Source organism: Sphingobium cloacae (assembly GCF_002355855.1).
Classification (GTDB): domain Bacteria; phylum Pseudomonadota; class Alphaproteobacteria; order Sphingomonadales; family Sphingomonadaceae; genus Sphingobium; species Sphingobium cloacae.
Window position 1 is genome coordinate 1,667,019 of the sequence record NZ_AP017655.1, and the last position, 13,258, is coordinate 1,680,276.

The 13,258-nt window shown below is 65.9% G+C and carries 12 protein-coding genes; 3 read left to right on the top strand and 9 right to left on the bottom strand.

The genetic code is table 11. The features are described 5' to 3' along the window. Positions 1–73: 73 nt before the first annotated feature. From SCLO_RS08085 to SCLO_RS08100, 4 genes are read right to left on the bottom strand one after another with little or no spacing between them, the layout of a single operon-like run. Entirely contained in the window at positions 74–550 is a 477-nt protein-coding gene (locus tag SCLO_RS08085) for a DUF1178 family protein (RefSeq protein ID WP_066516591.1), read from the bottom strand. Further along, positions 547–1,377 (bottom strand): carbon-nitrogen hydrolase family protein, encoded by an 831-nt coding sequence (locus SCLO_RS08090; RefSeq protein ID WP_066516592.1) that lies wholly within the window; start codon positions 1,375–1,377, stop codon positions 547–549. Before SCLO_RS08090 ends, SCLO_RS08085 begins: the two co-directional genes overlap by 4 nt. A gap of 5 nt (positions 1,378–1,382) precedes the next feature. After that, entirely contained in the window at positions 1,383–1,640 is a 258-nt protein-coding gene (grxC, locus tag SCLO_RS08095) for a glutaredoxin 3 (RefSeq protein ID WP_066516595.1), read from the bottom strand. Positions 1,641–1,692: 52 nt separating this feature from the next. Continuing rightward, complete coding sequence (locus SCLO_RS08100) at positions 1,693–2,439, bottom strand: ComF family protein (RefSeq protein ID WP_066516741.1); 747 nt, start codon at positions 2,437–2,439, stop codon at positions 1,693–1,695. A 40-nt stretch (positions 2,440–2,479) separates the two neighbouring features. Between SCLO_RS08100 and SCLO_RS08105 the strand changes: the two genes are divergently transcribed. After that, the gene (locus tag SCLO_RS08105) at positions 2,480–3,328 is read left to right on the top strand and encodes a class I SAM-dependent methyltransferase (protein WP_066516596.1); all 849 of its coding nucleotides are present in this window, start codon (positions 2,480–2,482) and stop codon (positions 3,326–3,328) included. A gap of 19 nt (positions 3,329–3,347) precedes the next feature. Here SCLO_RS08105 and SCLO_RS08110 read toward each other — a convergent pair whose 3' ends face one another. After that, the gene (locus SCLO_RS08110) at positions 3,348–4,223 is read right to left on the bottom strand and encodes a metallophosphoesterase family protein (RefSeq protein WP_066516597.1); all 876 of its coding nucleotides are present in this window, start codon (positions 4,221–4,223) and stop codon (positions 3,348–3,350) included. Positions 4,224–4,318: 95 nt separating this feature from the next. Between SCLO_RS08110 and SCLO_RS08115 the strand changes: the two genes are divergently transcribed. Further along, a complete protein-coding gene (locus SCLO_RS08115; protein ID WP_066516601.1) occupies positions 4,319–5,215 on the top strand; it encodes a diacylglycerol/lipid kinase family protein in 897 nt (298 codons plus the stop codon). 51 nt (positions 5,216–5,266) lie between these two features. On the opposite strand, the gene glmU is transcribed toward SCLO_RS08115, so the two are convergent. Next, positions 5,267–6,562, bottom strand: coding sequence for a bifunctional UDP-N-acetylglucosamine diphosphorylase/glucosamine-1-phosphate N-acetyltransferase GlmU (glmU, locus tag SCLO_RS08120; protein WP_231923409.1), 1,296 nt, complete (start codon positions 6,560–6,562; stop codon positions 5,267–5,269). A 149-nt stretch (positions 6,563–6,711) separates the two neighbouring features. Between glmU and SCLO_RS08125 the strand changes: the two genes are divergently transcribed. Continuing rightward, positions 6,712–7,380 (top strand): HAD family hydrolase, encoded by a 669-nt coding sequence (locus SCLO_RS08125; RefSeq protein WP_174521949.1) that lies wholly within the window; start codon positions 6,712–6,714, stop codon positions 7,378–7,380. Between the two features lie 234 nt (positions 7,381–7,614). On the opposite strand, the gene lpdA is transcribed toward SCLO_RS08125, so the two are convergent. The 3 genes from lpdA to SCLO_RS08140 all read right to left on the bottom strand — a co-directional run bounded on the left by lpdA (position 7,615) and on the right by SCLO_RS08140 (position 13,182). Continuing rightward, on the bottom strand, positions 7,615–9,015 hold the full coding sequence (gene lpdA, locus SCLO_RS08130; RefSeq protein WP_066516604.1) for a dihydrolipoyl dehydrogenase: 1,401 nt from the start codon (positions 9,013–9,015) through the stop codon (positions 7,615–7,617). Between the two features lie 108 nt (positions 9,016–9,123). Beyond that, positions 9,124–10,377, bottom strand: a complete 1,254-nt coding sequence (gene odhB / locus SCLO_RS08135; RefSeq protein ID WP_066516606.1) for a 2-oxoglutarate dehydrogenase complex dihydrolipoyllysine-residue succinyltransferase — start codon at positions 10,375–10,377, stop codon at positions 9,124–9,126. 9 nt (positions 10,378–10,386) lie between these two features. Continuing rightward, positions 10,387–13,182 (bottom strand): 2-oxoglutarate dehydrogenase E1 component, encoded by a 2,796-nt coding sequence (locus SCLO_RS08140; RefSeq protein WP_066516742.1) that lies wholly within the window; start codon positions 13,180–13,182, stop codon positions 10,387–10,389. Positions 13,183–13,258 lie beyond the last annotated feature (76 nt).

The following is a 13,258-nucleotide window of genomic DNA, read 5'->3' on the forward strand; positions in this document are numbered from 1 at the left end:
AAATCTCCGCGCCCCGGCGATACCCGCGCGCCCACGGCTCGTCAACAGGTCGAGGTCAGCGCTTCCCCGCAGGTCAATTCTGCACTTCGGGAGGAATGATGGGAAAAGGCAGCGGTGCGACTTCCACCCCTTCGGAGATCAGGGCGCGTGCTTCCTCCGGCGCGACTTCGCCGTGGATGCTTGTGCGGTCCTGTTCGCCGTAATGCATCGCCCGCGCCTGCTCCGCGAAAGTGCGGCCGACCCAGGTCGACCCTTCCAACGCCTTGGCCTGCGCGTCGGCCATCGCCTGCATCAATGCACGCATCCGGCCTTCATCCGCATGGCCCATCGGGGCCGACGCCTCTTCGGCGGTTGAGACGAGCATATCGGTCCGGCTGTTGCCCTTGGCCGTGACGGCCGGGGCCATCAAGGCCTTGGCGATCCGGACATCTCCGCACATCGGGCAGGAAAGCAGGCCTCGCGCCTTCTGATCGTCGAAATCGGCGCTGGAACCGAACCAGGCTTCGAACACATGGCCCTGCCCTTCGCACTGGAGGTCGAACACGATCACCCGATTACTACGTCCCTGGCTATCTCACGGCGGTTGGCAATGGCGGGCACGCGCCCGCGCACTTCCTCTATGCGAGCTATGTCGATGTCCGCAAGAGCCAGTCCTATCTCCTCGCCCATGTCGAGCAGGACGTCGCCCCATGGGTCCACGACCAGACTATGCCCGTAGGTGTCCCGTCCATCGGCATGACGCCCGGTCTGCGCGGGTGCGATGACAAAGCATCCCGCCTCGATCGCACGGGCGCGCAGCAAGATGTGCCAATGCGCCTGCCCGGTCGGCACGGTGAAGGCGGCGGGCATCAGCAAGACCGTCGCGCCCGCATTGGTGAGCGCGCGATAAAGATCGGGAAAGCGCATGTCGTAACAAACGGAAAGCCCCATGCGCGCCCATGGCGTGTCCACGGCGACCGCCTGCTCGCCCGGTCCATAGACCGCGGATTCGCGCCAGCTTTCCCCTGTCGCCAGATCGACATCGAACAGATGGATCTTGTCGTAACGCGCACGGATTTCACCGCGGTCGTCGATCACGAAACTGCGATTGGCCCAGCGCCCGTCCGCCCGTTCGTCCTTGAAGGCGAGCGAACCGACATGCACCCACAGGCCTTGCTTCGCTGCTGTTTCACGAATGGCGGCGAGCACCGGATCGTCCGCTTCCGTCCGCAATGTCTCGGCAGCCCGCTTGCGGTCGCGGTCCAGATAGCCGGCCATTTCCGGCGTGAAGAGCATGTCCGCGCCTTCGCTCCTGGCGTGCCTGGCCATCTCCGTAATCGCCGCGGCATTGGCGGAGGGGTCGACGCCGCTGGTCATCTGGAAGATCGCGGCGCGCATAACGGTCACAGGCCCAGCAGGGGGTCGAGTTTGCCCTGCCGGTTGAGCGCGGCCATGTCGTCGCTGCCGCCGATATGCCGGCCATCGATGAAAATTTGCGGCACCGTCGTTCCGCCGTGGGATCGTTCCAGCATTTCCTGCCGCTTCGGCCCGCCCATGGTGATGTCATATTCCTCGAACGGCACGCCCTTGCCTTCCAGCAGGGCCTTGGCCCGCGCGCAATAGCCGCAGAAAGCCTTGGTATAGATTTCGACCTTCGCCATTGTTTCCCGATACTCCTTCATCGCACGAGATGGAGAAGGTAGGACGCCTTTGTCAATCGAGCGGTTCCCTGTCCGGCAGCACCCGCGCCCAGCAGAGCAGATGCACCTGCGCCGCGCCGCCGCGCCTCAGCACCAGCGCGCAGGCGGCCGCCGTCGCTCCGCTGGTATGCACATCGTCGATCAGCAGGATGGTTTTCCCTGAAAGATCATGGTCCGCCGCCAGAGCGAAAGCGCCGCGCACTGCCTTTGCGCGACGGCGGGGATTCATGCCGCGCAAGGGCTGGGTCCGCTTCGTCCGCAGCAGCGCATGTTTGTCGACGGGCAGTCCGGTTGCCCGGCCCAGATGGTCGGCGATCAGCGCCGCCTGGTTGAACCCGCGCCACCACAGCCGCCAGCGATGCAACGGCACCGGCACGATCAGCGGCCGGTCCTCCCCCCGGACATGGCGCGCCATATGGTTCGCGATCAGCCGGGCGAGGCCAATGCGCCGCCCATATTTGAGCCGCAGCGCCACCGATCGCGCCACGTCGCCATAGGCCAGCACCGCCCGCGCGCTGTCGAAGGGCGGCGGGTCGGACAGGCAGGCGCCGCACTCCCCGCCCTCCCCCATATCATGACCGAAGGGCACGCCGCAGCGGGCGCAGCAGGGGTCGCCGAGGAAATCCATCCCGCTCCAGCAGGCGAGGCAGAAGGACTGCTCCCGCTCCACCACCACGCCGCAGCCGGGGCAGCGCGGCGGCAGGGCATAGTCCAGCGCCGACGCGCCGATGGTCTTGAGAAGCGGGAGGACCGGCATGATCCTCCTTGTTCCCGCTCCGCGTCCGATGCACAAGGCCCGCATGACCCATCCCGACATCTTCGACCGGCGGCTGCGCGCGTTGCGGCGCGACCGGATGATGCGCCGTTTCGCGGATCATGATTTCCTGTATCGCGCGATGCTGGACGAGTTGCTGGACCGGCTGGCCGATGTGCAGCGCGAATTGCCCGAGGCGCTGGTGATCGGCTGTCCGGACGGGAGCGCCAGGGCGGCGCTGGAAACCATGAAGAAGAAGGTCATCTGTTGCGATCCTGGATTCCTGGCCGCGCGGCAGGCGGGGGGGGTGCAGGGGGATGAGGATGCCCTGCCCTTCGCCGATAAAAGTTTCGATTTGATACTGGCTTGCGGGACATTGGACAGCGTCAACGACCTGCCCGGCGCGCTGATCCTGATGAACAGGATCCTGCGGCCGGACGGGCTGATGCTGGCGGCTTTCGCGGGGGCGGGCAGCCTGCCCCGGCTGCGCGCCGCGCTGATGGCGGGGGAAGGCGACCGGCCCGGGCAGCATATCCATCCGCAGGTCGATGTGCGGTCCGCCGGCGACCTGCTGGCGCGGGCCGGTTTCGCGATGCCGGTGGCGGACGGCGATATGCTGACGGTGCGCTATGGCGACATGATCCGGCTGATGCACGATTTGCGCGGCATGGGCGCGGGCAATGTGCTGGCGTCGCGTCCCCCGGCCCTGCGGCGCGAGGGACTGGCGGGCGCGATGGCGCATTTCGCGCAGGCCGCCGATCCCGATGGCCGGACCGCCGAGCAGATCGGCGTCCTTTACCTGAGCGGCTGGAGGCCCGATCCCAGCCAGGCGCGGCCCGCGCGGCGGGGGAGCGCGACGGTCTCCCTCGCCCAGGCCCTGAAGCGCAAGGACTGACCGTGCATCAGGCCGCGTATCAGGCCGCCCCACCGGGATCGAGAGCGCCCACCGTCGGCGGATCGGCCACTTCCCATGCCTGCCAGCCGCCGAAGCGGAAGGCATATTGAACATGGTCGCCCCTGCGGAAAGCCGCCCCGTCCCATGTCACGACCTGCAATTCGATCCGGTCGTGGCGATGGACGTGCAGCCAGTTGAAGCTTTGCGGCTCCGCATTGCGCAGGCGGGTGGAGGTCGCCGTTCCCGCCTGAATGACCAGCGCGCCGCCCGCATCCTCCGCCATCTTCCGCGCCGCCTGCGCGTAGGTGCGGTGGAAATGCCCGGCGAGCGCGATGTGGATGCCCGCTTCCCGCGCCGCCTTCACCGCGTCGTCGTGACGGCCGACCGCCTCGCTCCATTCGCCGCCCTCGCCGATGGGCATGGCGAAAAGCGGATGATGGGTGACGAGGATGCGGGTCTTTTCCGGCGCGACGGGGGCGAAGCGGTCCCGCATCAGTTCCATCTGCGCCCGGTTGAGCCGCCCGTCCTTGATCGTGAGCGAGCGGGCCGTGTTGAGGCCGAGGATCGCCACCGCATCATCCTCGTAAAAAGGACAGAGATCGGTGGAGATATAGCGCCGGTAGCGGTGGAGCGGCCGCGCGAACCGGCGCAGCACGTCATAAAGCGGCACGTCATGATTGCCCGGTATGATAAGCAGCGGCAGGCCCGCCGCGCGCAGCCGGTTGACCCATGCCGACGCCTGCCGGAACTGCGCCACCCGCGCCCGCTGGGTCAGGTCGCCGCTGATGACCACCAGATCGGGCCGTTTTTCCAGCAGCCATGCTTCCGCCGCGGTCACGATCCTGTCGTCATGCGCGCCGAAATGCAGGTCGGAAAGATGAGCGATACGAGCCATTTTCCTCTAACGAGCCTAAAGACAATGGGTTGCGCGGGAATTGCGCGGACAGGCCGCACGCGGGAGCGTATCCGGCTTTGGTGAGTTGTTGTGCCATGGAAACGAAACCCCTGCCGCGCGAAGCGGTCCTGATCGTCAACGCGCAGTCCCGCAAGGGCGAGGCCCATTTCGCGGAAGCCAAAGCGCTGATCGAAAAGGCTGGCATCCGCCTGATCGCCGCCCATGGGGTGAAAAATCCGGATCATATGGCGGAAACCGTGCGCACCGCCGTCGAATCCGGCGCGCCGATGGTGATCGTGGGCGGGGGCGACGGATCGCTGTCGGGAACGGTGGATGAACTGGTGGGCAAGGATTGCGTGTTCGCCGTCCTGCCGTTGGGCACGGCGAACAGCTTCGCGCGGACGCTGGGACTGCCGCTGGACGTGGAGCGCGCGATCGAGGCCATCGCGCAGGGCCGCAGGCGGCGGATCGACCTTGGCATGATCGATGGCGATTATTTCGTCAACGCGGCCTCCATGGGGCTGTCGCCGATGATCGGGGACACGGTGCCGCACAAGCTGAAACGCTATCTGGGGCGCGTGGGCTATCTGCTCTGGGCGATGAAATGTTCCGTCGGATTCCGCGCGTTCCGGCTGGTGATCGACGATGGCGACAAGGAACATCGCCTGTGGTCGACCGAGGTGCGCATCCTGAACGGCCCTTTCCATGGCGGGGTGGAACTGTCCGACGACGCCGATGTCGATACGGGCGAGATCGTGGTGCAGGCCATCGTCGGGCGCAGCCATATGCGGCTGGCGTGGGACTGGTATGCGAAATTCTTCCGGCTGCGCGACCGCAATGCCCATACGCAGGAGTTTCGCGGCAAATCCTTCCGCCTGAGCGCCCAGCCGCCGCAGCGCCTGTCGATCGACGGGGAAGTGCTGGCGAAAACGCCCTTCACCGCAAAGGTCGCGGGGGGAGCGATAGAGGTTGCGGTTCCGGCGGGCGGGTAAGAAGAATTCCCGCCATTCTCCTCCGGCGGGAGTGTCCGATCCTTGACCGAATCAAGCCTTCGCGGCCTTGCGTTCCTGCATCTTCTTGCGGAAGCGGGCGGCCCAGCCGGGCCTGGCGTCCTGCGCGGGACGGACGAGGCACAGCGCGTCGGCGGGCACGTCCGCCGTCACCGTGCTGCCCGCGCCGACGATCGCGCCGTCGCCGATCTTCACCGGGGCGACCAGAGCGCTGTTGGAGCCGATGAAGGCCCCCGTCCCGATCTCCGTCCGATATTTGAGGAAGCCGTCATAATTGCAGGTGATGGTGCCCGCGCCGATATTGGCCCCCGCCCCCACGCTGGCATCGCCGATATAGGAGAGGTGGTTGGCCTTCGCGCCTTCCGCCAGTTCCGCTTTCTTGATCTCCACGAAATTGCCGACCTTGGCTTTCGGGCCGATCTTCGCGCCGGGGCGCAGGCGGGCATAGGGGCCGATTTCCGCACCGCTTTCCACCCGCGCGCCTTCCAGATGGGAGAAGGCGTGGATGACCACATCGTCCGCCACGCTCACGCCGGGACCGAAGACGACATTGGGTTCCACCACCACGTCGCGGCCCAATAGCGTGTCATGAGAGAAGAACACCGTTTCCGGCGCGACCAGCGTGACGCCATCGCGCATCGCGTCGACGCGACGGCGCGCCTGCCAGAGCGCCTCCACGCCGGCCAGTTCGATGCGGCTGTTGATGCCCGCGACTTCCCATGCCTCCGTCTCGATCACGGCGCTTTGCGCGCCGGGAAGCATCACGATGTCGGGCAGATAATATTCGCCCGCCGCATTGTCGTTGCCGATGCTGTCCAGCAGCACGAACAGGTCGGTCGAGCGCACCGCCATCAGCCCGCTGTTGCAGAGCGTCACGGCGCGCTCGGCGGCGCTGGCGTCCTTATATTCGACCATCTTCTCGATGATGCCCTGCCCGTCCGCGACGATCCGGCCATAGGCGGCGGTGTCCGCGGGGCGGAAGCCCAGCACGACCGCGCGCGGCTCGTCCCCCCGCGCCAGCCGGTCCAGCATCGCCCGCATCGTTTCCGTCCGCACCAGCGGCACGTCGCCATAGAGGATCAGCACGTCGCCCGCGAAGCCCTCCAGCGCGTCATGCGCCTGCGCGACGGCATGGCCGGTGCCAAGCTGCCGGTCCTGCACGGCGATGGCGACGCCCTTGCCCTCCACCGCCTTTTCCACCTGATCGCGGCCCGCGCCGACGACGACCACCTGCCGCTCCGGCTGCAACTCCGCCACGCTCGCCAGCAGATGCAGCAGCATCGGGCGGCCCGCGACGGGATGCAGCACCTTGTGCAGCGACGACTTCATGCGCGTGCCCTGCCCGGCGGCAAGGATGATGACGGCAAGGGGGCGGCTGGCGGTCACGGCGAGGGGACTCCTGTTATCGGGCGGTGGGCTGGCGCTCCTGTGCCATGTTTGGCTTGCCTTTGCCACCGCCGGAAGGGCATGGGCGCGGCATGACACGGATTCCCTTCGACATCGTCGGTTTCGACCTGGACGGCACGCTGATCGACACGAGCGGCGATCTGGCCGCAGCGGTGAACTATGCGCTTGGCAGGCTGGGGCGTGCTCCTTTCCCGGCGGAGGCGATCCATCCTTTCGTCGGCAAGGGCGCGCGGGTGATGCTGGAACGCGCGCTCGCCGCTTCGGGGGGGTATGGAGAGGCCGAACTGGAGGAGGGCCTGCCCGTCCTGCTCGATTATTACGAGCAGAATCTGGCGATCCATTCCGTGCCCTATCCCGGCCTGATCGAAGCGATGGACCGGCTGGCGGCGGGCGGCGTGAAGCTCGCCATCTGCACCAACAAGGCGGAACGCTTCGCCATTCCGCTGATGCGCCAGCTGGGCCTGTCGGATCGCTTCGCCAGCATCGTGGGTGGCGACACGGTGGGCGTCGCCAAGCCCGACCCGGCCCCGATCCGCGAGATGATCGCGCGGGCAGGCGGGGGCCGCGCGATCTTCCTGGGCGACACGATCAACGACATCGCGGGCGCGCGCAATGCGGGCATCCCCCCTGTGGCGGTCAGTTTCGGCTTTCTGGACGGGCCGGTCGAAAATCTGGAGGCCGATGCGGTCATCCATCATTTCGACGAACTGGTGCCGTTGCTGGAGCGGTGGCCCGGCTGACCGCGAGGCGGGGCTGCCATGAGTAGGGACGGGCGCTCTGCTTCCAGCGTGCGTCGTGCTCCTGCGGCGGCAGGAACCCCAGTTTCGCCGCTCGATCCGGGCTCCTGCCTTCGCACTTGTCGCTTAACGGCAAAGTCTGCCCGAACAATCCTCCAAGACCGCTCGCAAGCTCCATGAAAAAGGGACGGCGGATTGGATGCGCCGTCCCTCTTCATCAACCGGCATTGCAGCCTGTCACATATGGATGGGCTTGCCGGTCACGGCCATGGCCGCTTCCTTGATGGCTTCGCTGTGCGTCGGGTGGGCGTGGCAGGTATAGGCGATGTCCTCGCTCGACGCGCCGAACTCCATGGCCTGCGCGGCCTGCGCGATCATCGTGCCCGCGACGCTGGCGATGATCCAGACGCCCAGCACCCGGTCGGTTTCCGCGTCGGCGATCACCTTCACGAAGCCGTCGGGCTCATGATTGGTCTTGGCGCGGCTGTTCGCCAGCATGGGGAATTTGCCGACCTTGACCGCGCCGCGTTCCTTCGCGGCTTCCTCGGTCAGGCCCACGCCCGCGATTTCGGGGCTGGTGTAGACGACCGAGGGAATCACGTCATGGTTCACGATGCCGGTGAGGCCCGCGATATTCTCCGCGACGGCGATGCCTTCATCCTCGGCCTTGTGCGCCAGCATCGGGCCGGGGATCACGTCGCCAATGGCCCAGACGCCCGGGACCTTGGTGGCGAAGTCATGATCGGTCTCGATCTGGCCGCGGGCGTTCAGTTCCAGCCCGATCTTGTCGAGGCCCAGCCCTTCCGTATTCGGACGGCGACCGATGGACACCAGCACGACATCCGCCTCGATCGTTTCCACGTCGCCGCCCGCGGCGGGCTCGACGGTCAGTTCGACATGCTTGCCCTTGACCTTCGCGCCCGTGACCTTGGTGCCGAGCTTGTAGTCGAAGCCCTGCTTCTTGAAGATCTTGCTGGCTTCCTTGCGGACTTCGCCGTCCATGCCGGGCAGGATCTGGTCGAGATATTCGACTACCGTGACCTTCGCGCCCAGACGCCGCCAGACGCTGCCCAGTTCCAGGCCGATGACGCCGCCGCCGATGACGACGAGACGGTCCGGCACCTTGTCCAGTTCCAGCGCACCGGTGGAATCGACGATCAGGCCCTTTTTATTATCGACCGCGACGCCCGGAAGCGGCGCGACCGACGATCCGGTGGCGATGACGATGTTCTTCGCCGTCACCGCCTTGCCAGCGACCTCGACCGCATTGGGGCCGGTGAAGGTGGCAAGGCCCTTCAGCCAGTCGACCTTGTTCTTCTTGAAGAGAAATTCGATGCCGCCGGTCAGGCCCTTCACCGCATCCTGGCGCTGGCCCTGCATGGTGTCGAGGTCGAGGCTCATCTTGTCGATCCTGACGCCCAGCTTCGCGAGCGCGCCGCCCGCCGCTTCCTCATAGAGTTCCGACGCGTGCAGCAGCGCCTTGGACGGGATGCAGCCGACATTGAGGCAGGTGCCGCCCAACGTCTCGCGGCTTTCGGCACAGGCGGTCTTGAGGCCCAGCTGCGCCGCGCGGATCGCCGCGACATAACCGCCGGGGCCAGCCCCGATCACCAGAACGTCATAGTCGAAGTCTGCCATACCAATCTCCGTTCGCCCTGAGCCTGTCGAAGGGCTGTACTTCTTCTTTTGCCCTTTGCCAAAAGGGACGGGGCTTCGACAGGCTCAGCCCGAACGGTGACGGGGTGATTACAGGTCGATCAGCAGGCGGGTCGGGTCCTCGATCGCGTTCTTGACCGCGACCAGGAAGGTCACCGCTTCGCGGCCGTCGATCAGGCGATGGTCGTAGCTCAATGCCAGATACATCATCGGGCGGACGACGACCTGGCCGTCGCGGACCACGGGGCGGTCCTCGATCCGGTGGAGGCCCAGCACCGCCGACTGCGGCGGGTTGATGATCGGGGTGGACATCAGCGAACCGAAGACGCCGCCATTGGAGATGGTGAAGGTGCCGCCCTTCATCTCCTCCATGGTGAGCGCGCCTTCCTTCGCCTTGCGGCCGAAGTCGCCGATGGTCTTTTCGATCTGCGCGACGCTCATGCTTTCGGCATTGCGGATGACCGGCACGACGAGGCCGTTGGGCGCCGAGACCGCGACGGAAATGTCGGCGAAGTCGTTATAGACGATCTCGTCGCCCTCGATCTGGCCGTTGACGCCCGGCACGTCCTTGAGCGCCATGCAGACCGCCTTGGTGAAGAAGCCCATGAAGCCCAGACGAACGCCATGCTTCTTTTCGAACAGATCCTTATATTTGGTGCGCGCTTCGATGACGGCGGACATGTCGACATCGTTGAAGGTGGTGAGCAGCGCGGCGTTGTTCTGCGCTTCCTTGAGCCGCTTGGCGACCGTCTGGCGCAGGCGGGTCATCTTGACCCGCTCCTGCTTGCGGCTGGGCCCGGCGGCGGGCGCATCGGCGGAGGGAGTCGAATCCGCGTTCGTGGACGCAGCAGCCTTGGCGGTGCCCGCGGCGGCCGCGGCCAGCACATCGTCCTTGGTCAGACGGCCATCCTTGCCGGTGCCCTTGATCTTGCTGGGATCGAGGCCATGCTCCAGCACCAGACGGCGCACGGCGGGCGACAGGGTCAGGTTGCCCGCATCGCCATCCTCATCGACCGGAGCCGAAGCGGCGGGCGCGGGAGCAGCGGCTTCCGCCTTCGCGGCAGGGGCCGGAGCCGATGCAGCGGCAGGCGCTGCGGCAGCCGCTGCGCCTTCGTTGATGGTGGCGAGCAACGCGCCGACCTCGACCGTATCGCCTTCCTTGGCGATGATGTCGCCCAGCGTTCCCGCGACCGGCGCGGGCACATCGACCGCGACCTTGTCGGTTTCGAGGCTGACGATCGGCTCATCGGCCTTCACGGCTTCACCGGGCTTCTTCAGCCACTGGCCGACGGTTGCTTCGGTAACGGATTCGCCCAGCGTGGGGACTTTGACTTCGGTTGCCATGAGCTTGTCTCAGCCTTTCTTCTGGCGGCGGATTTCTTCACGGACGCTGTGGCCCAGCGCATCGGCGACGAGCGCGCCCTGTTCGGCGACGTGACGCTTGGCGAGACCCGTGGCGGGCGAAGCGGACGCCTTGCGACCCGCATAGCGCGCCCGCATCGGCGCCCTGCCCGCCGAAGCCAGCGCTTCCTCGATAAAGGGCTCGACGAAGAACCAGCCGCCATTGTTCCGCGGCTCTTCCTGGCACCAGATCACTTCCTCCAGGTTCGTCATGCGCTCGATGCGCGTGGCGAGCGCCTCGGTCGGGAAGGGATAGAGCTGCTCGATGCGGACGATCTGGGTGTTCCTGTCGCCCGCTGCGTCGCGCGCCTCGATCAGGTCGTAGGCGACCTTGCCCGAGCAGAGCACCAGCCGCTTCGTATCCTTGTCGGGCGCAGGATTGGTGTCCGACAGGATGCGCATGAAGTGCGTTTCGCCCAGGAAATCCTCCGCCTTGCTGACCGCCAGCTTGTGCCGCAGCAAAGACTTGGGCGTCATCATGATGAGCGGCTTGCGGAACGGACGCAGCATCTGGCGCCGCAGGATGTGGAAATAGTTGGCCGGGGTGGTGCAATTGGCGACCTGGATATTCCCTTCCGCGCAAAGCTGGAGATAGCGTTCGAGACGCGCCGAGCTATGCTCCGGCCCCTGCCCTTCATAGCCGTGCGGCAGCAGGCAGACGAGACCGTTCGCGCGCAGCCACTTGCTTTCCGACGATGCGATATACTGGTCGAAGATGATCTGCGCGCCGTTGGCGAAGTCGCCGAACTGCGCTTCCCACAGGACGAGCGATTTCGGGTCCGCCAGCGCGAAGCCATATTCGAAGCCCAGCACGCCATATTCGGAAAGCGGGCTGTCCAGCACCTCGAACCGGCCGTGCGGCACGGTCGAAAGCGGGATATATTTGCTCTCCGTGTCCTGATCGACCCAGACCGAGTGACGCTGGCTGAAGGTGCCGCGCCCGGAATCCTGGCCCGACAGGCGGACGCCATAGCCTTCCGACAGCAGCGATCCGAAGGCCAGCGCCTCGCCGGTCGCCCAGTCGAAATTCTCGCCGGTCCTGAACATCTCCGCCTTGGCGTCGAGAACGCGCTTCAGCGTCTTGTGGATGTTGAGCCCTTCGGGAACCGTGGTCAGCGTCTTGCCGAGGCCGTCGAACAGCTTCTGGCTGATCGCGGTCTCCACATTCTGGCGCGTCGTTTCCGCATTGGCGGGCTGGTGCAGGCCCGACCAGCGGCCGGTGAACCAGTCCGCCTTGTTGGGCTTGTAGCTCTTCGCCGCCTCGAACTCTTCCTCCAGATGGTTGACGAAATCGCCCGTCGCCTGATTGACGAAATCGTCGTCCACCACGCCTTCGGCCCGGAGGCGCGCCGCATAGACGTCGCTCACCGGCATGTGCTGGCGGATTTCCTTGTACATGAGCGGCTGGGTGAAACCCGGCTCGTCGCCCTCGTTATGACCGAAGCGGCGATAGCACCACATGTCGATCACGATGTCGCGATGGAAGGTCTGGCGATATTCGATCGCCAGCTTGCAGGCGAAGGTGACCGCCTCGGGATCGTCGCCATTGACGTGCAGGATCGGCGCCTGGACGCCCTTCGCCACGTCGCTCGGATAGGGCGAGGACCGCGCGAATTGCGGCGAGGTGGTGAAGCCCACCTGGTTGTTGACGACGAAATGGATGCAGCCGCCGGTATTGTAGCCCCGAATGCCGGAGAAGCCGAAGCATTCCCACACGATCCCCTGTCCCGCGAAGGCCGCGTCGCCATGGATCAGCACCGGCAGAACCTGCTCGTGCTTTTCAAGGTCGTCGCGGAAGGTCTGCTGCGCGCGGACCTTGCCCAGCACCACCGGATCGACGGTTTCGAGATGCGACGGGTTGGGCACCAGCGACATGTGGACCTTGATCCCGTCGAACTCGCGGTCGGTCGAGGTGCCGAGATGATATTTGACGTCGCCCGAACCGCCGACATCCTCCGGATTGGCGGTGCCGCCGGAAAATTCGTGGAAGATGACGCGGAAGCCCTTGGCCATCACATTGGCGAGCACGTTGAGGCGGCCGCGATGGGCCATGCCGTAGACGATCTCGCGCACGCCCGATGCGCCGCCATATTTGATGATGGCTTCGAGCGCCGGGATCATGGACTCGCCGCCGTCGAGGCCGAAACGCTTGGTGCCGACATATTTGCGGCCCAGGAACTTCTCATATTGCTCGGCCTGGATGACCTTCGACAGGATCGCCCGCTTGCCTTCCGGCGTGAAGTGGATTTCCTTGTCCTTGCCTTCCATCCGGTCCTGAAGGAACCGGCGTTCCCCCACATCCGCGATGTGCATATATTCCAGGCCGACATTGCCGCAGTAATTCCGCCGCAGGATGGCGACGATCTCTTCGACCGTGGCATAGTCGAGGCCCAGCGTGCCGCCGAGATAAACCCGCTTCTTCGGATCGTTCAGGCCATGATATTCCGGCGTCAGGTCGGCCGGAAGCTGCCGCTGCGTGAGGCCGAGCGGGTCCAGATTGGCCGCCAGATGGCCGCGCACGCGATAGGTGCGAATCAACATCTGCGCGCGGATCGCGTCCTCAGCCGCCTGCGCGACTTCGGCTTCGCCCGTCACCTTGCCCACGGATTTGGCGGCGGCCTTGATCGCCACCTGCATCTGCGTGGGGTCCAGCGCCCCGGTCAGGTCGTCGGTATCGATCGGCGGCCAGTTGGTGCGCGCCCAGCTGGGTCCGCGCTCGACTTCGAAATCCTGATTCTCGTAACCCATCACCGTCATCCCATCACGACCGCGTGCATCGCGGAACGGGAAGGACGACCGGGGTGCAGCCCGGCCGCCTGTCTTG